The 21,278-nt window shown below is 66.4% G+C and carries 14 protein-coding genes; 2 read left to right on the top strand and 12 right to left on the bottom strand.

Annotation, left to right across the window (positions count from 1 at the left end; all coding sequences use genetic code 11):
• Positions 1-30 precede the first annotated feature (30 nt).
• From addA to ubiE, 10 genes are all read right to left on the bottom strand, one after another.
• Positions 31-3,540 carry a double-strand break repair helicase AddA gene (addA, locus tag P6U31_RS00390; RefSeq protein WP_407186350.1) on the bottom strand — a complete coding sequence of 1,170 codons (3,510 nt, stop codon included), beginning with the start codon at positions 3,538-3,540 and terminating at the stop codon, positions 31-33.
• Positions 3,534-6,680 carry a double-strand break repair protein AddB gene (gene addB, locus P6U31_RS00385; protein ID WP_407186349.1) on the bottom strand — a complete coding sequence of 1,049 codons (3,147 nt, stop codon included), beginning with the start codon at positions 6,678-6,680 and terminating at the stop codon, positions 3,534-3,536. Before addB ends, addA begins: the two co-directional genes overlap by 7 nt.
• 196 nt (positions 6,681-6,876) lie before the next feature.
• Positions 6,877-7,599: a nucleotidyltransferase family protein gene (locus tag P6U31_RS00380; protein WP_407186348.1), complete on the bottom strand. Its 723-nt coding sequence runs from the start codon at positions 7,597-7,599 to the stop codon at positions 6,877-6,879.
• Between the two features lie 118 nt (positions 7,600-7,717).
• Positions 7,718-8,035 (bottom strand): PilZ domain-containing protein, encoded by a 318-nt coding sequence (locus P6U31_RS00375; protein ID WP_407186347.1) that lies wholly within the window; start codon positions 8,033-8,035, stop codon positions 7,718-7,720.
• 87 nt (positions 8,036-8,122) lie between these two features.
• Positions 8,123-9,643, bottom strand: a complete 1,521-nt coding sequence (tsaE, locus tag P6U31_RS00370) for a tRNA (adenosine(37)-N6)-threonylcarbamoyltransferase complex ATPase subunit type 1 TsaE (RefSeq protein ID WP_407186346.1) — start codon at positions 9,641-9,643, stop codon at positions 8,123-8,125.
• Positions 9,640-12,144 (bottom strand): ATP-binding protein, encoded by a 2,505-nt coding sequence (locus P6U31_RS00365; RefSeq protein ID WP_407186345.1) that lies wholly within the window; start codon positions 12,142-12,144, stop codon positions 9,640-9,642. Before P6U31_RS00365 ends, tsaE begins: the two co-directional genes overlap by 4 nt.
• Positions 12,145-12,581: 437 nt before the next feature.
• Positions 12,582-13,040 (bottom strand): dUTP diphosphatase, encoded by a 459-nt coding sequence (dut, locus tag P6U31_RS00360; RefSeq protein WP_407186344.1) that lies wholly within the window; start codon positions 13,038-13,040, stop codon positions 12,582-12,584.
• The gene (gene coaBC / locus P6U31_RS00355) at positions 13,037-14,479 is read right to left on the bottom strand and encodes a bifunctional phosphopantothenoylcysteine decarboxylase/phosphopantothenate--cysteine ligase CoaBC (protein ID WP_407186343.1); all 1,443 of its coding nucleotides are present in this window, start codon (positions 14,477-14,479) and stop codon (positions 13,037-13,039) included. Before coaBC ends, dut begins: the two co-directional genes overlap by 4 nt.
• 56 nt (positions 14,480-14,535) lie before the next feature.
• Positions 14,536-16,110, bottom strand: a complete 1,575-nt coding sequence (ubiB, locus tag P6U31_RS00350) for a 2-polyprenylphenol 6-hydroxylase (protein WP_407186342.1) — start codon at positions 16,108-16,110, stop codon at positions 14,536-14,538.
• Entirely contained in the window at positions 16,107-16,868 is a 762-nt protein-coding gene (gene ubiE / locus P6U31_RS00345; protein ID WP_407186341.1) for a bifunctional demethylmenaquinone methyltransferase/2-methoxy-6-polyprenyl-1,4-benzoquinol methylase UbiE, read from the bottom strand. Before ubiE ends, ubiB begins: the two co-directional genes overlap by 4 nt.
• An 81-nt stretch (positions 16,869-16,949) precedes the next feature.
• On the opposite strand from ubiE, the gene mutM reads away from it, so the two are divergent.
• Positions 16,950-17,831, top strand: coding sequence for a bifunctional DNA-formamidopyrimidine glycosylase/DNA-(apurinic or apyrimidinic site) lyase (mutM, locus tag P6U31_RS00340; RefSeq protein ID WP_407186340.1), 882 nt, complete (start codon positions 16,950-16,952; stop codon positions 17,829-17,831).
• A 264-nt stretch (positions 17,832-18,095) separates the two neighbouring features.
• Here the strand turns inward: mutM and P6U31_RS00335 are convergent, their stop codons facing one another.
• Positions 18,096-18,839 carry an AAA family ATPase gene (locus P6U31_RS00335; protein WP_407186339.1) on the bottom strand — a complete coding sequence of 248 codons (744 nt, stop codon included), beginning with the start codon at positions 18,837-18,839 and terminating at the stop codon, positions 18,096-18,098.
• A 240-nt stretch (positions 18,840-19,079) separates the two neighbouring features.
• Between P6U31_RS00335 and ggt the strand changes: the two genes are divergently transcribed.
• The gene (gene ggt, locus P6U31_RS00330; RefSeq protein ID WP_407186338.1) at positions 19,080-20,759 is read left to right on the top strand and encodes a gamma-glutamyltransferase; all 1,680 of its coding nucleotides are present in this window, start codon (positions 19,080-19,082) and stop codon (positions 20,757-20,759) included.
• 6 nt (positions 20,760-20,765) lie between these two features.
• Here the strand turns inward: ggt and P6U31_RS00325 are convergent, their stop codons facing one another.
• A complete protein-coding gene (locus tag P6U31_RS00325; RefSeq protein ID WP_407186337.1) occupies positions 20,766-21,278 on the bottom strand; it encodes a hypothetical protein in 513 nt (170 codons plus the stop codon).

The following is a 21,278-nucleotide window of genomic DNA, read 5'->3' as shown; positions in this document are numbered from 1 at the left end:
TGGAATCGCGCCCGGGATCATGGGGTCAACCTATGAACGGCTCCTTGCCGGGTCAAGGACGCTCACACCGAGATGAAGGGATGCCAGCGCCGCGTCCAGCGCGGGGGGCGAAATCTCCATATATTCAAGGGTCTCGGTCCAAAGCAGGACGGCCCTGACCGGCTTTTGGGGATAAAGCCGCGAGAGTACCGCCCGGTACAGCGCAAGCTGCCGGACATAGGCCGCCGGCGCCTCCCTGGCGCTCTTGGGTGTCGCCTGGTTGGTTTTGAAATCGACGATCAAGACCTCATCCGGTCGAACGACCAGCCGGTCGATCTGCCCCGACACCAATGCCGGGGCGCGGCCCGGCCGCTCCAGCCTGCCGGCGATGGCAACCTCGGCCCGGCTGCCCGCGGCGAAGACCGGCGCAAAGCGCGGCTCGCTGATCAAAGCGAGCACCTTGTCGGCGAGTGCAGTGCGGTCGGCTTCGGTCCAGTCCGCAGCGTTGCGCGCCATGAAGCCGAGCGCGGCCTCGCGCCGGCGCTCGCTGGCGACGTCAGGCAGGGATTGCAGCAGGCGGTGCACCAGCGTGCCGCGTTGCAGCGCGAGCGCGCGGGACTGCACCGATTCGCCCGACCGCACGCTGCGGCCCTCCTCGGCCGACTGGCCGGACGGGCGCACGGGATCGTCATCGACCGTTTCACGCGGTGCCGGGGTTCGCAGCCAGTCCGGCAATTTGACCGTTGCGTCCACGGCGGCCGCCGGCGTGCCCAGCGCCACGACGTCCTCCGGCCGGGCGAAGCGGGTGACCTTGCCGAGCGGCGTCTCGACCACCTGCTTGTCCAGGCCCGAGCCGGCGAGCCCGGTGTCGACCAGGTCATACCAGCTCAGCTTGCGGACGTCCTTCCTATTGCCTGGCAAGCAACCCCCGACAATCAGCCGGTCCGCCGCGCGCGTCATCGCGACGTAGAGCAAACGGCGATACTCGTCCTCGGTCTCCTCGATGATCGCATTGCGGGCCTCGGCAACGGGTTTTGGATCGTCGGCCTTGCGCCCGGCCCAGACCACGACCTCGCCGCCATTGTCGCGCGATACGTTGATCAGCTGAAGCCGCTGTGAGTCCGCGGGCGAGGAGGTCGTGTCGACCATGAACACGACCGAGGCTTCCAGACCCTTGGCGCCGTGCACGGTCATCACCCGCACCTCGTCGCGCGAGATTTCCATGTCGCGCTTCACCTCGGTGTCGGCCGAGCGCAGCCAGGCCATGAATCCCTGCAGCGAGGCCGGTGCCTTGCGCTCATAATTCAGCGCAAGCTCCAGAAATTCATCGAGCGCGTCGTTGGCCTCATGGCCGAGCCGGCGCAGGATGCGGGCCCGCCCGCCGTCGCCCCCGAGCAGCCAGGCGTAGAAGGCGAACGGGGTCTCCTCGCGCGCGCGCCTCTCGCAGGCTTCCAGCCGACGCAGCACGGTCGCGAATTTCTCGTTGCCGGCCGCGTGCTCGCCGAGCGCACGGCGCAGCGATCCCTTGCGGTCGTAGGCGAGCTGGAACAGATCGTCGTCGTCGAGCCCGAACAGTGGGCTCTTCAGCGCCACAGCCAGCGCGAGATCGTCCTGCGGCAGCAGCAGCGCGTCGGCGAGATTCATCAGGTCGATGATGCCGATATGCTCGGTGAGCTTGAGCCGGTCGGCGCCGGCGACCGGAACGCCGGCGTGCTTCAGCGCCTGGATCACGGCGTCGAATGCGTTGCCGCGCCGGCGCACCAGGATCAGCATGTCGCCGTAACGTAAGGGCCGGCGCTCGCCTTCGTGCCCGGTCAGCGTTCCGCTTTCGACCAGCCGCTTGATCTCGGCCTGGATCCGGCGCGCGAGCTTGACTTCGGGGCTGGTCACCGCGACCCCGTCGAACGGCGCGCGCCAACCTTCAATGTTCTGCTTGTCGTCTGCGACTGCGAGGTCCCAAAGCTCGACTATGCTCGGGCCTGCATCGGCGAGCGCGTTGTGCAGGGGGTGGCCGATCTCGACCGAATGGATGCTCTTGTAGATCTGGGGATCACGGAAGACGTGGTCGACCGAGTGCAGGATCGTGGCGCCCGAGCGGAACGAATAGGTGAAAGCAACGGGGTCGAATTTCAGCCCGGCGGCGGTGAACTTGCGGTGCAGCTCGCGCCGGCGCGCGTCGAATTCGTGCGGCGCCGCGCCCTGGAACGAGAAGATCGACTGCTTCTCGTCACCGACGGCGAAGATGGTGCGGTTCAGCCCTTCGCGAGCGCCTGCGCCAGCCGTGAATTCGGAGATGATGTGCGCGACAATGTCCCATTGCCGGGGGCTGGTGTCCTGCGCTTCGTCGATCAGGACGTGATCGACGCCGCGGTCGAGCTTGTAATGTACCCAGCCCGAGGAGACGCGGTCGAGCATCGCCAGCGTCTTGTCGATGAGGTCGTCGTAGTCGAGCAGGCCGCGCTCCTGCTTCTCGCGGCGATAGTTTGCGGCAACCGCGGTCGCGATATGCAGCAGGGCCGCGGTGCGATCGCGCATGGTCACCGCGCGCCGCTTCTCGATCAATCGGCCGATGCGCTGGCCCTCCGCCTCGAACAGGCGCGCGACCGAAGGATTGTGATCGCAAAACTTCTTGGTCAGCACCGTCTTGCGCGGCAGCTTTTCGTCGGTGAGGAAGACGCACAGATAGGCATCGACCTGCGCGGCGCCGGAGAACGCTTTTGCCTCGCGAAGACGGGCGGCCTGGTCGTTGTCGGACTTGCTGCCGTCTTCGAGCGCAAAGGCGATATCGTCCCAGCGCGATCGCGGCAAATAAGGCCCGTCGAGAATCTCCGTCTCGACATCCTCGATGCGGTCGCCCGCATCGACGCCGAGTGCCGCTGCCATCTGAGCCGCCGCCGCTTCGGCGTTGCCGGCCTCGTCCGTCCAGGCCATGAAATGATCGCGGCTGAGACAGGCCTCGCGCACGACCTCCTTGAAGGTGACGTCGGCGGCGCTCGCCATCGCCGTCAGCAGCGCGCGGCCGGTGACGCTGTCCGGATCGCGCGCGGCTTCCAGCAGCACCTTCAGATTGGCGCGCTCCATCATGTCGTTCTGGTCGCGCTCGTCGATGACGGCGAAGCGTGCCGGCACGTTGGCCTCGAACGGAAACTGCTGGAGCAGGCGCGTACACAGCGCGTGGATGGTCTGCACCTTCAGCCCGCCCGGCGTCTCCAGCGCGCAGGCGAACAGTTTTCGCGCGTTTCGGCGCAAGGACCTGTCAGGATGCGGAATGCCGACCGCCTTGATCGCTGCGTCCAGCGCGGCATCATCCAGCGTCACCCAATGACCGAGCGTGGTGAACACGCGCTCGGCCATATTGGCGGCAGCAGCCTTTGTGAAGGTGATGCAGAGGATTTTTTCCGGCGGTACGCCGGACAGCAACAGGCGGATCACGCGCTGCACCAGCACATGCGTCTTGCCCGAGCCGGCATTGGCCGAGACGAAGGCCGACGCGGTCGGATCCGATGCGCGCGCCTGCCGCGCGCGCACCTCGTCGGGGATGGGACGCGGCGCCTTCACCATTCCTCGATCCCCAATCCGCCGGCCGCAGACCATTCCTTGATCCGGGCGAGGTCGTCATAGGTGCCGTAGCGGTTCGCCCACATCGGCAGGTTCAGCGATGTATAGGGCTGGTTCTCGTCCTCGAAGGCGCGGATCAGCGCCTCCAGCTTGGCCCGCGCTTCCGCGGCGGCCGTGTCCGGCGGCTGCGGCTCGTCGCTATGCTTGTATTTGAGCTCGAGAATGCGCTCCTCGCCTGGCGGGTTGTTGCCGCTGAGGCGGACATAGACGAGCTGACTCACCGACGCCCCCGCGTCGATACCGGGAAAGCCGCCCTCGCGCAGGATCGCGGCCTCCAGCGTCAATTGCGGCGACAGGCCCATGCGAACCTGCTTGCCGGTTGGCGGCTGCCCGGTCTTGTAGTCGAGGATGGCGTAGCCGCCGCCCTGGCGCCGCTCGATGCGGTCGGCGCGCGCGGACAGATAGAACGTGCGTGCATTGTCGAGCGGGATCGAGATCTCGCCCCTGGTCTCGGCCGTGATCGCCTCGATCGCATCGCGACGCGCGGTCTCCCATTCGCCGAACCAGCGCGCGATGCGCTGGAAGCGAGGCCACCACAATGCCCGCGCCTCGGGCCGTTCCATCAATGGCGCAAAGTGCTTCTCGCCGATCGCGCGCAGCACGCGCGCGGGATCGTCGGGCAGATGTCTCGCATAGGTTTCCGTGAATTCGCCGATCGCATCATGGATCGCCGAGCCGCGGTCGGCCGCCGACAGCGGCATGTCGACGGGGTCGAGCGCATCCAGCCGCAAGATGTATTTTGCATAGATCGTGTAGGGATCGCGCAGCCAATCCTCGATCGCGGTGACGGACATCTTCAGCGGCCGCGTTGCGCGCGGCGGTCGCGGCTCCGGCTGCTTGATCGGCTCGACCTTGCCGGGCTGGTCCAGCGCGCCCGCGAACTGCACGTATTTTTCACCAGCGCGAACTGCCGCCTTCCAGAGATCGTCGCCCGCGACCGCCTCCAGCCGGTGCAGGAAGCGCGAAGCCACGGCCGGCGCGCCGCCGGCTTTGGCGGAATGGGTGAGGATCACTTCATCGCCGCCGAGCAGCTGGGCAAAATCGTGGGCGGAGAGGCCGATGCGGCGTTCCGGCAGATCGAGCCCAAGCTCGTGCCGCATCGGCCGGCTGAGCCAGGGGTCGATGCGCGGCGCCGGTGGCCAGACGCCTTCGATCAGGCCGCCGACGATGATGCGGTCAGCCTGCATCAGGCGCGATTCCAGCGGGCCGTAGATTTGCAGGCGCGCTCCTGGCTTGTCTGGCCGCCGCACTGCGCGATCGCTGAACGCGGTCTGAAACACGTCGGGGTAGTCGGGCAACGGCACCATCAATCCGCTGGTCGTGCCGCCGCGCAGGAGGTCGTCGAAAGCGCCGGCGAGGGCGAGGCCTTCGCGCTCCTCGAATGCCAGCGGGATGCCCTGCTCGTCGCGCGACAGCTCGATCATGATTTCGCGATGACGGTGCGCCAGCTCGGCGAAATCATATGGCTTTGATGGCGGCAGGCTCTCGATCGGCGCCAATGCGTGTCGCAGCGCATCGATCAGCGCCTGGATGCGGTCGAGATCCTCGGCCTTGAGACGCGCGCGCGGCTCGGCGCGGTGCAGCGCGGAGACCTCGCTGCGCCACAGTTTTGCAAGCTCCTCGCGAAAGCGGTTGAATTCGCGCAGGAGGCCGGCCGTGCCGGCAGGCGGACGCGTGCCGCGCAAGACGGCCAGCTCGAGGCCTTCGATCGCCGCCCTCCATGCGCCGGGCGCGCGGCCGAGCCGGCACAGCGGATGCTTCAGCATCGCCAGCAGCGTCGGCGGCTCCAATCCCTTGGTCGCTGCCTCCGCCGCGAGACGTGCAAAGACGCCAGCGGAGGTTTCCATCAGCGCGTCGCCGCCGGAATCATCGAAGGTGAGATCCCACCGGGTCAGCGCAGCCATCACCCGTCGCGCCAGCGCGCGGTCCGGGGTCACCAGCGCCGCCGATTTGTCGAGATGGCGTGCCTCACGCATCGCAATCGCAATGGCGAGCGCTTCCATTTCGGGATTGGGGGCCTCGACAACCGCGAGCTTGGTCATGCCGCCGGCGATCTTCGCGGCAATATCGGCCTGCTTCAGCCGGTCGTGCCAGACTTCCGTCTTGGCAGAGGGGCGCATCGATTCGGAGGCGAGCAAATCGCGGCCGCCTTGCGCCGGCGGCTGAAGCAGCTCGACATCGCTGCGCTTGATGCCGAAGCGCTGCAACAGCGCATGCATGGCATATTGCGGATGGTTCGAGGCCGGATGCTCCACGAACTTGCCGAGCGCATCGCGCACGCCGCCGATCGTTCGCCAGGAATCGTCGTCGAGATCGGTGTCGAGGCCGGGCAACACCACCGCGCCATGCGGCAGCGAAGCGACCGCGTGCAGGAACTTTGCGGTGGCCGGCATCGAGCCGGTCGATCCCGCGGCGATCACGGGCCCGTTCGGATGCGCGGTCAGCCGTTTGGCCTCCGCCGCGATCAGGAGATCGCGCCGCGCCGCCGGCTCGATCCGGTTGATCTCGGCGAGATGTTGGGGCCAGGCGATGCGCGCGATCCGCAAAAATTCCAGCGAGTGCTGCCAGTAGCGATCGAGGTTGTCAGGCACGAGGCCGTCGAGCGCGTTCCAGTCGACGCCGCGCGTGACCATGTCGTCGATCAAGCGCGCGAGATCGCCGGCGAGCGCGAGGGTCGAGGCGGGCCCGCCGACCACCAGCGGCGCCAGCACCGGACCCTTGGCCCAGGCGGCGACGAGCTGCGCCAGCGTGAGCCGCCGCTCCAGCTCGCCGAGCCGCGGCGGAATCTCAAGCGGCGTCGTGCCGGAGAACTGCTCGCCTTCATCAGTGAAGGCGAGCTCGTCCTCGTCGATGTCCCCGAGCGCGACGATGCGCGGCAGCACCACCGCATCCGCCTTCATCTCGTCGAGGAAGATCTCGCGGACGACGCGCATGGCGCGGCGGGTCGGCAAATACAGCGTCGCATCGGCTAGCCGCGCCGGTTCCCTGCGCGCCTCGAATCCCTCGACCAGCCGGCCATCGAGCAGGGCCGTGACGACCGTGCGCAGAAACGGAACTGAGATGGGAACGCTGAAGACGCGCATGGGCTGCCTGATTCGAACGATCAGGCAATATAGGGAGGCGGGGTCAAATGGTCATGGGTGGGGGAGGAATCGTCCCCGCTCTCCCCCGTCATTCCGGGGCGACGCGCAGCATCGAACCCGGAATCTCGCGATTCTCAGGTGCGCAACTGCGCACCATAGTGCGCGCTTACGCGCGCTCCGGAATGACTGGCAGCCCCTACGCCACGCTCTCCAAAAACGCCTCTTCCGCGGCGTGCACGGCATCGGGCGTGCCGACATGCATCCAGACGCCGTCGAGGCGCAGGCCGAACAGCCGTTCCTGCTCGTTGGCGCGGTCGAACATCTTCGTCAGCGAGAATTCGCCCGCGGGCGCGCCTGCGAAGATCGACGGCGACAAGATCGCCGCTCCGGCATAAACGAACGGAACGACCTCTTTTTCCTTGCGCTTGCGCAAGGCGCCGTCGGGCAGCATGCCGTAATCGCCGCGGCCGCTATAGCCGATGCTGGTGGCGGTCGGCGCCATCAGCAGCAGGATGTCCATTCGATCAGGGTCGAAGTTTTCGGCGAGCCGCGTCAGGTTCGAGCGCACGCCGTCGATCCACAGCGTGTCGGAATTGACGTGGAAGAATGGGGTGTCGCCGAGCAGCGGCAGCGCCTTGACCACGCCGCCGCCGGTGCCGAGCACCTGGTCGCGCTCGTCCGAGATGGTCACGCGCGGATGCTGGCGCGATGCGACGTGATCGATGATCTGATCCGGCAGGTAGTGCACGTTGACCACGGCCTCGGTCACGCCGGCCCGGCCGAGCTTGTCGAGCACGTGGTCGAGCAGCGGCTGGCCGGCCACCGGCACCATCGGCTTCGGCATCCTGTCCGTCAGGGGGCGCATGCGCAGGCCGAACCCTGCGGCGAGCACCATGGCTTTGGTTGGTTTGACGGACATCCTTCGCTTTCTCAGACCTTTCGCGTTCGCAGCAAGCCTAACACGGGGTTCGACCAGCCGCACCGCATCTCAACCGCCTTAATCGCCCGCCGTGACGGTTGTACGACGGGTGTTGCCGTCATGCCCCGACGGCTGTGGAACGGACCTTTTTCTTCCTGTCGCCGACCTTGAGGAAATTGACGCCGATCTGGTCGCCATTGACCCAGGCCAGCTCGCAGCGCCGGTAGGCCAGGCCCGTGGACGACAGCAGCAGGAAGAATTCTTTCAGATGCAGGCCTTCGACCGAGCCGTCGATGGTCAGCTTGGCGCCGTTCTCGGAGACGTCCTCCATGGTGCAGTCGCGCCGCCAGGTACCGTCGATTCCCATCATCTGGGCCGGAATCCCGCGCTCGAAAATGACCCTGCTGTTTCCGCGCTGATCCGCTTTCGCCGCCATCTGCCTGCTCCAGCCCCGTAATCATCCGGCTCCCTCGCTGCCAGATTAGCGACATCTTGGCTAACGGCCGGTAAATCGGACCCTGAATCAGCCTCGAGGCGGCGGGACGTTGGCGAGATACCAGTCGCGCAAGGAGCTCAGCGCGGGATGCGCCAGCGAGCGCTGGAGATAGGTCCAGATCCGCGGCTGGTGACGCAGGTAATGCGGCTTGCCGTCGCGGCGGTTGAGCCGGGCGAAGGTACCGAGCAGGCGCGTGTTCCGCTGCGCCGACATGATCGCGTAGAGCTCGGCGAAACCGGCCGGATCGAAGCCGGCATCGCCGGCGCGCCGCGCCTTGATGTAACGCGACAGCAGCGTCAGCTCGAGGCTTTCGGGCACGTCGATGCGGGCGTCCTGGAGCAGCGACACGACGTCGTAGGATTGCGGGCCGAGCACGGCGTCCTGGAAATCGATGACGCCGACGCGCGCAATGCCGGCGCGATCGCCCAGCCAGATCAAATTGGGCGAGTGATAATCGCGGATGATCCAGGTCTTCGGCGCCCCCAGCGGCTTCTTCAGCAGCTCGCGCCACATCGCGAAGAACTCCGAGCGCGCCGCCTCGCCCAGCGGCGCGTCGCGATCGGGCAGATACCATTCCGGCATCAACCCGATCTCGATCAGCAGCGCCTCGATGTCGAAGACGGGAATGGTGTAGGTCTGATCCGCAAGCTTCAGAGTTTCCGGCAGCGTCTTGCCGTGCAGCGTCGCCAGCACGTCGGTCGCCGCCTCATAGCGCTCGGCGATCGGGCGCGGCGGATCGCCTTCGATCACCCCTTCGCTGCCGAAATCTTCCGAGATGAGGAAGCCGTGCTCGAGATCGACATGGTGGATCGCGGGCGCGGAGATGCCTTGCGCGCGCAGGCCCTCGTCGATCGCGACGAACGGCCTCACGTTCTCGGCGAGATGCACCGCGGCGCTGTAGGACTTTCCGTTATAGAGGGCAGCGCCGTCGGGTCGCTGCGGAAAGTTCATGAGGATGACGATCTCGTCGTCGCGCAACAGCCGCGCATAGGAACGGGTCGACGCATCGCCGGCCATGCGCCGACGGGCCGCATCGATATAGCCGGATGCGTCGAGGAATTCGCGCAGTGCCTGCAGCCGCGCGACGATGGCCGCGCCCCTGCCGTAACCGGTGATGTCGGCGGCGCGCGCGGTCGAGCCCAGCGCCGGCCGATGCGTGAGTGCGATATCGATGCGGTCCTGCGGCATCGCCGATGGGGCGCGCTCCGGCCATTCGATCAGCACCAGCGTGGCATCGGGGAGCGGCGACAGCCCGATCTCCTCGAGCTCGCTCTCGTCCTCGACGCGGTAGAGGTCGGCGTGCAGCACCGCAAACGGCGGCAGCTCGTAGCCCTGCACCAGCGTGAAGGTCGGGCTCGGCACCTCCAGCTCCTCGTTTCCGGCGAGGTAGCGGATCAGGCTGCGCGCCGCCGCAGTCTTGCCGGCGCCGAGATCGCCGGTGAGGGTGATGACATCGCCGGGGCCGACCAGCAGCGCGAGGTCGGCCATCAGCTGCGCAGTGGCCGTCTCGTTGTGAAGCGCGACGGAGAATGTGGCGGGTTCGGTCATTCGGCGGCGTCGCGATGCGCCGCCTGGTCGGTCGGGAAATCGCAGATCACGACCGTGCCCCGGCCGACGATCGAATCCACCCGCACCTTGCCGCCATGCAGCTCGACGAAGGAGCGCACCAGCGACAGGCCGAGCCCGGCGCCGCGGTGACGCGAGCCCTGCGAGCGGCTTTCGAACCAGTTGAACACCTTGTCCTTCATGTCGGCAGGTATTCCAGGCCCGGAATCTGTCACAGTGAAGACCACGCTGCGTTCGGTGCGCCGTGCGCTGATGCCGACGGTGGAATCCTGTGGAGAAAAGCCGACGGCGTTGGCGAGGAGGTTATAGAGCACCTGCACCACGCGCTTCTCGTCGCCGATGAAGCTGCCGACGTCGGGCGCGATCTCGACCTTGAGGCGGATGCGGTCGGTGGCGAGGCGGTCCTGGATGCCTTCGGCGGCGAGCTCGATGGCCTTGCTGACGTCGACCGGCCCGAGCTCCAGCTTCATTGCGCCGGCATCGATGGTGGCGAGGTCGAGAATGTTGTTGGTCAGCGCCAGCAGCGCATTGGTCGATTTGGTGACGTAGTCGAGATATTCGGCCTGCTTCGGCGTCAGCGGCCCGGTCGAGGGGTCGCTGAGGAAATGCGCGAAGCCGATGATGGTGGTGAGCGGCGAGCGCAGCTCGTAGGAGACGTGGTGGACGAAATCCACCTTCATCTGGTCGGCGGCCTCCAGCGCCTCGTTGCGCTCGCGCAGCGCGCGCTCGACATTCTCGGTGTCAGTGATGTCCTGGAACGTCAGCATGGTGGCGCCGTCATGCAGCGGGCGGATCATGCCGTCCAGCACGCTGCCGTCCTTGCGCTCCAGCTTGAGCGGCACGTCGGCGCGGTTCTCGATTGAGGTGATGGCCTCGCGGATCTGCCGCCACACCGCGGGATCGTCGAACAGCTGATGGCACCAGCCTTCCACGGTCTGGATGTGCGGCTCGTCGCGCATGGCATCGCTCGACAGCTTCCACATCCGGACGAAGGCCGGGTTGAACAGCTGCGCCTTGCCGTTGCTGCCGAACACCGCGACGCCCTCGGCGAGGCTGTCCAGCGTCTCGCGCTGGACGCGGATCAGGCCGTCGAAACGGCGGGCAAGCTCGAGGCTCTCGGTGACGTCGTCGAACAGATAGGTGACGCCGCCTTCCGGGTTCGGCGTGGTGACGACCGAGAGCGCGCGGCCGTCGGGCAGGAACCAGGTGTCCTTGGTGGTCTCGACCGCGCGATAGGCCTCGTGCAGCTTGGCCTTCCAGGCGCGGAAGTCCGGCTGCTCCGGCAGCTTGCGCGCGGCGCGGAGCTGGTCGAGCACGCTGGAATCGTCAGGGTTGGCGTCGAGGAAGCTGCGGTCGAGATCCCACAGCCGGCGATAGGAATCGTTGTAGAAGGCAAGCCGACGCTGGCCGTCGAACACGGCAACGCCGGAGGAGAGCTGGTCGAGCGTGCGGCGATGCGCTTCCGCCATCCGCACCAGCGCCGAGCTGAGTGCATCCGCCTCGCTGGCATCGATGGCGACGCCGACACTGCCGCTGCCGACATTGACCGCGCGCACGTCATACATGCGCCGCTCGCCGCCGATCACGATCGGCAGCCGTGAATTGAAGCCGGCCGCGTCCTTCAGCCCCCGCTCCATCGCGCTGCGGTCGGCACTGTCGAGCAGCTCAAGCTTGCGCTCCTGCGCGTCGGCGACGCTGTTCGCCTCGGTCGCACGGACATAGGCGGGGTTGGCATAAGTCAGCGCGCCGTTCTCGCCCTTGGCCCAGATCGGCCACGGCGCGGCGGTGGCAAAGCCGCGCAGCATCTCGGTCTCGTGCGAGAGCGCGTTGTAGCGCAGGTTGGTCTCGGCCAGGTCACGGCGCAGCCCGGAGAGCTCGCGAATCCGGACGATGGCCTGGCCGCCGATGGCGCGGCCGATGGCTTCCAGCGTGTGGCCATGCGCGGTGGTCAGCGTCAGCTGGAACCCGTCGCCGCGATCGCGCAACGCGTCGACGGCATGATCCATCTGCAGTGCGGGTTCCGGAGGCAGCCAGGTTCCGAATGCAAGCACCCGCTGCGGAGAGGAGTCGCGCGGCAGCACCATCGAGACGTCGCCGGAGATCTGCGCGCGATTGTCGCCGGCCGGCCAGGAGATCAGGATCTGCGGCTCGGCGAACAGCAGCGCGCCGAAGCGGTCGGCCTGAAGCTGCAGTTCCCTGATCCGCGCCCTTAGCCGCGCCTCGTTCTTCGCTGTCCGCACCCGCGTGCGCATCAACAGGATCGCAGCCGTCACCGAGAAGCCGAGCAGGGCCAGCGCGGTGGCGAGCACCGCGAGTTCCTGCCGGTTGAAATCCAGCATGATGGAGAGGGTATCGATCAGGTCGGCGGCCTCGGCCGGCGCAGCCGGCAGCAGCGCTGCAAGAGCGCCTCCCAACAAGCCGTTGCGCGCAAGCGATGTGCACGACAGCAGCGTCCGACGCATCGACACGATCACGCCTGACATAGTTGCCCCAAGACCGCACGAATCTACGCGCGGCGACCCCCGTCGCGCGCGAATCAAACGACAATACCCTCACCGCGACTCCGCCGGTAAGAGTCCAGATCGTGAACGCAAAGGTGGCCCCAAAAAAATGCCGCCCACGCGGTTCCAACTCACGTGAGTCTGCGGATGATTCGGCTGGGATCGCCGTGCGTTAGCGTGTGAGATGAAACTCCACTGGCGCTCCAATGGAGGTGCGTTCCCTCCCCCCTTGTGGGGGAGGGCTAGGGAGGGGGTGGCTCAGGAAGAAGTGCCAATTGTTGACGATGCAACGAGAACGGCGAGCAATTGATAGACTCCCCGTGTGGCACCCCCCTCCCTGCCCCTCCCCCACAAGGGGGGAGGGAACGGAGAGAGTGTCGCTGTCGATCGGACTCTGTTCGACGTCAACCGACCACGTCCTACCGCCCCGTCGAGCCGAAGCCGCCGGCGCCGCGACCGGTCGTCGATAATGTGGCGACGGGAACCAGCGTGGCCTGCACCACGGGCGCGATCACCATCTGGGCGATGCGCTCGCCGCGCTTGATCATGAACGGTGCCGCGCCGTGATTGATCAGGATCACCTTGATCTCGCCGCGATAGTCCGCATCGATCGTGCCCGGTGAGTTCAGCACGGTGACGCCGTGCTTGGCCGCAAGTCCCGAACGGGGCCGCACCTGCGCCTCGTGCCCGGCCGGCAGTGCGATCGCGAGCCCCGTCGGCACCAGTGCATATTGGCCGGGCGCGAGCGTCAACGGCTCGCTGTCCGGCACCGCGGCCATCAAATCGAGCCCGGCGGCCTCACTGGTCTGATAGGCCGGCAGCGGCAGGCCGTCGGCATGAGCCAGTTGCTGCAGTTCGACGCTGACCTTCGTGCTCAAGATGCCGGCTCCACGGCTTTGCCGCTCACGCTCTTGGCGACATGCGCGACCAGTTCGATCGCGACCTGTTCCTTGGTCATCACCGGCCAGGAATCAACGGTGATCTCGCCATCCTTCTCACCATTCTTGCGGCTGATCAGATGCACGGTGTTGCGGTCGCCGCCCATCACGCCGGTGGCCGGCGAGACGTCGTTGGCGACGATCCAGTCGCAGCCCTTGCGGGCCAGCTTGGACTTGGCGTTGTCGATGAGGTGCTCGGTCTCGGCGGCAAAGCCGATCACCAGCGGCGGGCGCTTGTCGGTCAGCTTGGAGATCGTCGCGAGAATGTCGGGGTTCTCGACCAGCTGCAGCGGCGGCATGCCGCCCGCGGTCTTCTTCAGCTTCTGCTCGCCTTCGTTGGCGACGCGCCAATCGGCGACCGCGGCGGCGAAGATCGCGATATCGGCGGGAAGCGCAGCCTGCACCTGCTCCAGCATCTGCCGGGCCGATTCGACGTGCTTCACCGTCACGCCGGCGGGATCGTCGAGGTCGACCGGCCCGCTCACCAGGATCACCTCGGCGCCGGCGGCCTGCGCGGCGGCGGCAATGGCAAAGCCCTGCTTGCCGGAGGAGCGATTGGCGATATAGCGCACCGGATCGATCGGCTCATGGGTCGGGCCGGCGGTGATCAGCATGCGCTTGCCGGCCAGCGGCTTCGGCACCGGCGGCCGCAGCAGCCGCTCGGCGGCATTGGCGATCTCGATCGCTTCCGACATGCGGCCGATCCCGGCCTCACCTGCTTCCGCCATCTCGCCGGAGTTGGGGCCGATCAGCGCCACACCGTCGCGCTGCAGTGCGCTGACATTGCGGCGTGTCGCCGCATTGTTCCACATCAGTGGATTCATCGCGGGCGCCAGCAGCACCTTGCGGTTGGTCGCGAGCAGGATGGCGCTGGCGAGATCGTCGGCGTGGCCGCCTGCCATCTTCGCCATCAGATCGGCGGTGGCCGGCGCCACCACGATCAGATCGCAATCGCGCGCGAGGCGAATGTGCCCGGCGTCGAACTCGCTCTGGGGATCGAACAGGTCGGTATAGACCCGCTCATGGGACAGCGCGCTCACCGCCAGCGGCGTGACGAATTGCTGTGCCGCCTTGGTCAGCACGCAGCGGACCTCGATGCGGCGCTCCTTCAGCCGGCGGATCAGGTCGAGCGATTTATAGGCTGCGATGCCGCCGCCGATGATCAGGGTGACGCTGGCCTCGGGCAGGGCGGTGCGTTGTGGCGTCGCGGATGGCGCCGGCGGCACCGCAAACGGCGTCAGCGGCTCCTCGCGGCCCTCGATCAGCTCCCGCAGGATGACCCGGACCTCCTCCTCGACCGACCTGTGGTTCTTGGCCGAGCGCAGCCGCAAATAGGTTTTGACGCCCTCATCGAGCTTGCGGATGGTCAGGCTTGCCATGACGCCCTCCAGCACGGAATGATAGCGATGCTATCAACATGATGATTGCAATGCAATCATAGATTCCGGACGGCGATCAGGATTCCGATGAAGGTCGCGGCGATGATCCAGAGTGCGACCGTGCGCCAGCGATTCTTGCGGCCCTCGCTGCGGCCCATCGCGGCGATGCTGTCCGGCGACAGCCTGATGCCCTCCCGCGTCATGGTCTCGAGTTGCTCGAGCACCTTCACGGATCGCTCGGCGATCTCCGGCATCCGCATCAGCACGCGTGCGATGTCCCCGGTCCCGGCAAGCGCGCCCTGCACCCGTCCGATCGGGCCGAGATTGCGCTCGATCCATTCGCGCACCACGGGGTCGGCCACCTTCCAGATGTCGAGCCTGGGATCGAAGCCGCGCGCCACGCCCTCGACCACGACCATGGTCTTCTGCAGCAGGATCAGCTCCGGCCGCGTCGTCATGTCGAACAGGCCGGTGACCTCGAGCAGCAGCGTCAACAGCCGCGCCATCGAGATCTCTTCCGCCGTGCGATTGTGAATCGGCTCGCCGATGGCGCGGATCGCCTGGGCGAAATTCTCGACCGAGTGATGCGCGGGCACGTAGCCTGCCTCGAAATGCACCTCAGCGACGCGGCGATAATCGCGGGTGATGAAGCCGAGCAGGATCTCGGCGAGGAAGCGCCGCTCCTTCATGCCGAGCCGGCCCATGATGCCGAAATCGACCGCGACCAGGCGGCCGGCGTCATCGAGGAACAGATTGCCCGGATGCATGTCGGCATGGAAGAAGCCGTCGCGCAGCGCGTGCCGCAAAAAGCTCTGAATCACCTTGCGGCCGAGATCGGGCAGATCGACCTGCGCCTCTTCCAGGCGCTTGTGGTCGTTCAGTGCGATGCCGTCGATCCACTCCATCGTCAGCACGTTGTGCGTGGTGCGGTCCCAGTCGACTGCAGGGACGCGGAAATCGGGATCGTCGCGCGTGTTCTCCGCCATCTCCGACAGCGCGGCCGCCTCGAGGCGCAGGTCCATCTCCATGGCGACCGAGCGCGACATGGTGTTGATGACCTCGATCAGGCGCAGGCGCCGCGCCTCGGCCGAATAGGCTTCGGCTTTGTGTGCGACGAAGAAGAAGTCGGAGAGATCGCGGCGGAAGCGCGCGGCGACGTTCGGCCGGAGCACCTTGACCGCGACCGGCTTGCGGATGCCGTCGCGCAACACCTCACCGCGATGCACCTGTGCGATCGAGGCAGCCGCCACCGGCGGGCCGAAGCTCGCGAAGATGTCCTTCAGCGGCCGCTCCAGCGATATCGCGATTGCGGCCTCGGCTTCGTCCTGCGCAAACGGCGGCAGGCGGTCCTGCAGGCTTTCGAGGTCGCGCGCCATGATGACGCCGACGACGTCGGGACGCGTGGCCAGGAACTGTCCGAGCTTGAGATAGGCGGGGCCCATCCGCGTCAGCGCGCGCGATATCCGCGGGCCGTATTTGGCGCCGCGTCGTTCGACCAGGCGCGCCAGCTTGAGCGCGAGCTGTCCCGGCGGCGGCACCAGGCTCGGATCGACCGAACCGAACACGCCCTCGCGGGCAAACACGAACGCGGCGCGGATCAGGCGCGCAATGTGGGTGAAGGCAGAGATCACAAACGCCAGCCCGAATGCAGTGCGACGATGCCGCCGGAGAGGGTCTGCCAGCTGACGCGGGAAAAACCCGCGTCGCGGATCATGTCGGCAAAGGCGGCTGGCTTCGGAAACTGGCGGATCGATTCGACGAGATATTGGTAGGATTCGGCGTCGCCCGTGACCATGCGTCCGAGCGGGGGGATCACCTTGAACGAGAACAGATCATAGAGCTTGTCGAGCCCTGGCATCTCGACGGTGGAGAATTCCAGGCAGAGGAAGCGGCTGCCTGGCTTCAGCACGCGATAGGCCTCGCGCAGCGCAAGGTCGATCTGCGGCACGTTGCGAATGCCGAAAGCGATTGTATATGCGTCGAAGCTGCGGTCGGCGAATGCGAGCGCTTCGGCATTGCCTTCGACGAAATCGACCTGGGTTTCGAGATGCCGCTTGACGGCGCGCTCGCGCCCGACCGCCAGCATGTCGGCGTTGATGTCGCAGACGGTGGCATGGAAGCCCGCGCCTGCGGCCTTGGCGGCACGGAACGAGATGTCACCGGTGCCGCCGGCGACGTCGAGCAGCGCGAACGGCCGGTCGCTCCTCGGCGGGTCGAGCGCGGTGATCATGATGTCCTTCCAGACCCGGTGCAGGCCACCGGACATCAGGTCGTTCATCAGATCATAGCGCGACGCCACGCTGTGAAACACGTCGTTCACCAGCGTCTGCTTGTCCCCGAGGGGGACGTCCCTGAAGCCAAAATGCGTGGTTTCGCCCGGCCGATCCATTACTCTACTCCACTGGACGGACCATAGCCTGCCCGCCGCAATGGCGCTATCACACCGCCCTCATAAGGTGAATGCCTGACCATGCCTGAATTGCCCGAAGTCGAGACCGTCCGCCGCGGCCTTCAGCCCGTCATGGAGGGTGCGAAGATCCTCAATGCGGAGGCCCGCCGGCCGGATTTGCGCTTTCCGTTCCAGCCCGATTTCGTGGCCCGGCTCCAGGGGCAGGTCGTCACTGGGCTCGGCCGCCGTGCAAAATATCTCATGGCCGATCTCGCCTCCGGCGACGTGCTCTTGATGCATCTGGGCATGTCGGGCTCGTTCCGCGTCATCAAGCCGGACAACGACGCGGTGCCAGGCGAGTTTCACTATTCCAGGGGAAAGGATTCCGCGCACGACCACGTGCTGTTTCGGATGTCCTCGGGTGCCGACATCGTCTTCAACGATCCACGCCGCTTCGGTTACATGAAAGTGATTGCGCGCAGTGACCTCGAAGATGAGCCGCTGCTGCGCGGCCTCGGCCCCGAGCCGCTCGGCAACGAGTTCGATGCTGCGATGCTGGCGCGGTCCTGCGCCGGCAAGACCACCAGCCTGAAGGCTGCGCTGCTCGACCAGCGCGTGGTCGCCGGGCTCGGCAACATCTATGTCTGCGAGGCGCTGCACCGCTCGCATCTGTCGCCGCGGCGCATTGCTGCGACATTATCGACAAAAAAGGGTGAGCCGACCGACCATGCCAAGCGATTGGTCGGCGCTATCCATACCGTGCTGAACGACGCAATCAAGGCGGGCGGATCGTCGCTGCGCGATCACCGCCAGACCTCAGGCGAGCTCGGCTATTTCCAGCATTCGTTCAAGGTCTACGACCGCGAAGGCGAAAAATGCACGACACCGCGTTGCGGCGGCACGATCAAGCGGTTCGTGCAGAACGGCCGCTCGACCTTCTGGTGCCCGAAATGTCAGAAGTGACGTAGCGCCGTAGCCGAAAGGCGAGGTGTTTCTGCACGACGACGGTCCCACCGCCCGCCATTGCGAGGAGCCCTTGCGACGAAGCAATCCAGAATCCCTCCACGGCGACAGTCTGGATTGCTTCGCTGCGCTCGCAATGACGCAGGATAGAGCATCTCCAAACCGCGAAGCGAAGCAACCCGGCCGGGCTGGTGGCCGGATTGCTTCGTCGCTAGGCCCTTCCGGATAGTGAAGGGCCGACTGCCGTCCGAGCGATCGTCCCGATCAGGACGCCAGGGTCGTGGTCTCGTCCGCCGCAAGATCGGCGGTGACATGCAGCATGCCGTCCGCAGCCGACATCACTTGGTCGATCAGCACATTGGTCGTGGTGCTGAGCTCAAGCCGGGTCTCGATCCAGCGCCAGAGGCCGCGGATCTCGTTCGCCGACTTGCCGTTCGGCGCGAACTCGCTCACCGCAAGGCCGCTCGCGAGCGCGTCCTGGTGATCGTTGCGCATCACGATCAGCGGGCGCGCGAGCACGTCAGCGAGATCGAGCGCGGCTTCCTCGGCGAGCGCGCCTGCGGCATTGTCGATGCGCTGGCCGCGGATCGGCGTCTGGTTCAGCACGAAGCTGTAGGGCCGCTTCCAGGCGCGCGCGACGCTGAGCGTGGAGACGGTCGCCTCGATATCGGCGATGGTCGGGCGCGCCGGGATCAGGCAGAGATCGGAATGGCGGATCGCGGCGGTGGTGGCCGCGGACAGACCGGCCGCGGTGTCGACGATCGCGAGCTGCAGGCCGCTATCCGCCAGCATCCTCAGACGCGGCTCGATGTCGGCGGCGTGGTAGATCGGCTCGACGACGAGATCATCGGCGACACGGCGGCGCTGCCAGTTGGACAAAGTGCCCTGCGGGTCGGTCTCGATCAGGCGGACGGAGAAGCCGGCCTGCTTGGCGGCCAGCGCGAGGCCGACGGCGAGCGTGCTCTTGCCGCTGCCGCCCTTTTGGGTGGCCAGTACGATCGTGTGCATTTGTAGCTCAATCCTTTGGAGTGCCTGGGTCTGGAATACGCCACGCGAACGTGCATCGATCTCGATGCTGAGCTCTTCTCGCTCAGGACGTGCCGGCCCGATCCAAAGGGGGATCGCGGAGGTCCGAATCAGCCGTCACAATGATGGCGGAATAGGGAATGCCAGCTAATCCGTACCATTACTGGACCAGTAGTCGTACGTATGATGTGCTCGCGGCCGTGAACAGCAAGGGCAGACAAGATGAGCGGCAATTGGCGCGACCGGACGGCAACCACCTTTGACTGCCAGAAGATGCCGGCGGTCTCAAGCCGCGGCATGGTGGTCAGCAATCACCCCCTGGCCTCCAGCGCCGGCGCCGAGATGCTGGCGGCCGGCGGCAACGCCATCGATGCCGCGATCGCCACCCTGTTCACGTTGACCGTGGTCGAGCCGATGATGGTCGGCATCATCGGCGGCGGCATGGCACACATCCGGCTGGCCGACGGCAGCCATCGCATCATCGACGGCCAGAGCACCGTACCCTCGGCCGTTCGCGACACCAGCTACACCTCCAAGCCTGGCTCGGCGCACGACGTGTTCGACACCGTCGGCGACGAGAATCTCAACGGGCCGAAGGCCGTTGCCACGCCCGGCTCGCTGAAGGCCTGGTGCGAGACGCTGCGCCGTTTCGGCACCATGAGCCTCGCCGACGTCCTGCAACCCGCCATCAAGCACGCCGCACGCGGCTATGCGGCGACGCCCTATTTGCACGAATGCATCAGCGAGAGCGCTGCCGAGATGCGCAAGGACAAGCCGATTTCGGCGATCTATTTGCCGAACGGTGAGCCGCTCAAGGTCGGCGAGCGCCTGGTGCAGGCCGAATATGCCGAGACCTTGCGCACTATCGCCGACCACGGCGAGACTGCGCTCTACGACGGGCCACTCGGCGATATCCTCGCCGACTACATGGAGAAGGCCGGCGGCTTCATCCGCCGCAACGATCTCACCGGCTACAAGACGGTCGAGCGGCAGCCGATCCGCGCCGATTATCGCGGCTGGACCATTTTGGGCCCGCCGCCGCCAGCCGCCTCCGGTGTGCATATCGCGCAGATGCTGAACATCCTGGAAGGCTACGACATCTGCGGCCTCGGCTTCGGTACGCCTGAAACGATCCATTACCTCGCTGAAGTGTTGAAGATCGCCTTTGCCGACCGCGCTGCCGCCAGCGGCGATCCTGATTATGTCGGCGTGCCCGTGGAGAAGCTGACCTCGAAAGCCTATGCCGAGGAGCGCCGCCGCGCCATCGATCCGGCGCGGGCGCGGATTTGGGGTGCCGGCGTGTCGCAGCTCGAAGGCGCGCACACCACGCACATGACGGCGGCGGATAGCTTCGGGAACGTGATCGCGACCACGCAGACCATCAACAATCTGTTTGGTGCCAAGATCATGATCCCGGGCTTGGGAGCCATCGCCAACAACTACATGAACCTGTTCGATCCGCGACCGGGCCACGCGCTGTCGCTGGCGCCGGGCAAGCGCGTCACCACCTCGATGTCGCCGATGATGGCGCTGAATGGCGGCAAGCTGCGCTATGCGCTCGGCTTGCCCGGAGGCAAGCGCATCTTCCCGAGCGCGATGCAGGCGCTGGTCAATCTGATCGACCACGGCATGAGCCTGCAGGAGGCCGTCGAGGCGCCGAGGGTCTGGACCGAGGGTAATGCGCTCGAGGTCGAGCAGGCCGTGCCGGAGAGTGTGCGTTTGAGGCTGGCAACGCTTGGCCACAAGGTGCAGCCCGTTCCGACCGTCGCCGGCGGCATGAACGGGATCGCCTTTCACGACGACGGCAACATGACCGGCGCTGCCTGCTGGCGGGCCGACGGTACGCCCGTCGGCATCTCGGGCGGCCTTGCGAAGAGCGGAATCAGGTTCAGGCTCGCCTGACGGCTGTCATTTCTGTGCGCCGCTGCCCGCAATGTCCGCGGCAGCGCGCGCAACCAGGTCGGCGGCGCTCGCATTGGTCTGGAGCGAGCGGACCTTGACGTCGATCGTGATCAGCTTCCATTCGCCCTCCGACATGGCGTAGTCCAGCGCGTAGCTGAGCTGCGATGGCGTCGTGTCGAAATGCCCGCGCAACAACAGCGCGCCATTGTCGTCGATCCTGGGCTCTTCCGTCGTCACGATCGGCATGCCGGCGATGGCATCGATGTGATGCCCCGCAAAGGTCGCGAATGCCTGCTTCAGCGTGGCGGCGGAAAAGCGCTCGCGAAACGGTCTCGCCATCTTCGCATGGAGGACGTTGTAGTTGCCGGTGAGATTGGCGTCATTGAGCGTCAGCAGCGCCACCTTCACCATCACCTCTTCCACTTTCGGTGTCGGCAGCGCCGGCGATTGTGCCAGGGCGGAACAGCTCAGCAGCGCAATGGCTGCCGCCACGGAAAGAGAGACAAGACGCCGCAACAT

Origin of the sequence: Bradyrhizobium centrosematis (genome assembly GCF_045571495.1) — a bacterium.
Taxonomy (GTDB): Bacteria; Pseudomonadota; Alphaproteobacteria; order Rhizobiales; family Xanthobacteraceae; genus Bradyrhizobium; species Bradyrhizobium centrosematis.
This window is presented reverse-complemented; position numbering and strand designations above follow the sequence as displayed.

Excerpts from the sequence above, each read along its gene's own strand:
- addA (WP_407186350.1), bottom strand. The coding sequence starts at position 3,540 with ATGGTGAAGGCGCCGCGTCCCATCCCCGACGAGGTGCGCGCGCGGCAG.
- addB (WP_407186349.1), bottom strand. The coding sequence starts at position 6,680 with ATGCGCGTCTTCAGCGTTCCCATCTCAGTTCCGTTTCTGCGCACGGTC.
- P6U31_RS00380 (WP_407186348.1), bottom strand. The coding sequence starts at position 7,599 with ATGTCCGTCAAACCAACCAAAGCCATGGTGCTCGCCGCAGGGTTCGGC.
- P6U31_RS00375 (WP_407186347.1), bottom strand. The coding sequence starts at position 8,035 with ATGGCGGCGAAAGCGGATCAGCGCGGAAACAGCAGGGTCATTTTCGAG.
- tsaE (WP_407186346.1), bottom strand. The coding sequence starts at position 9,643 with ATGACCGAACCCGCCACATTCTCCGTCGCGCTTCACAACGAGACGGCC.
- P6U31_RS00365 (WP_407186345.1), bottom strand. The coding sequence starts at position 12,144 with ATGTCAGGCGTGATCGTGTCGATGCGTCGGACGCTGCTGTCGTGCACA.
- coaBC (WP_407186343.1), bottom strand. The coding sequence starts at position 14,479 with ATGGCAAGCCTGACCATCCGCAAGCTCGATGAGGGCGTCAAAACCTAT.
- ubiE (WP_407186341.1), bottom strand. The coding sequence starts at position 16,868 with ATGGATCGGCCGGGCGAAACCACGCATTTTGGCTTCAGGGACGTCCCC.
- mutM (WP_407186340.1), top strand. The coding sequence starts at position 16,950 with ATGCCTGAATTGCCCGAAGTCGAGACCGTCCGCCGCGGCCTTCAGCCC.
- P6U31_RS00335 (WP_407186339.1), bottom strand. The coding sequence starts at position 18,839 with ATGCACACGATCGTACTGGCCACCCAAAAGGGCGGCAGCGGCAAGAGC.
- ggt (WP_407186338.1), top strand. The coding sequence starts at position 19,080 with ATGAGCGGCAATTGGCGCGACCGGACGGCAACCACCTTTGACTGCCAG.
- P6U31_RS00325 (WP_407186337.1), bottom strand. The coding sequence starts at position 21,278 with ATGTTGCGGCGTCTTGTCTCTCTTTCCGTGGCGGCAGCCATTGCGCTG.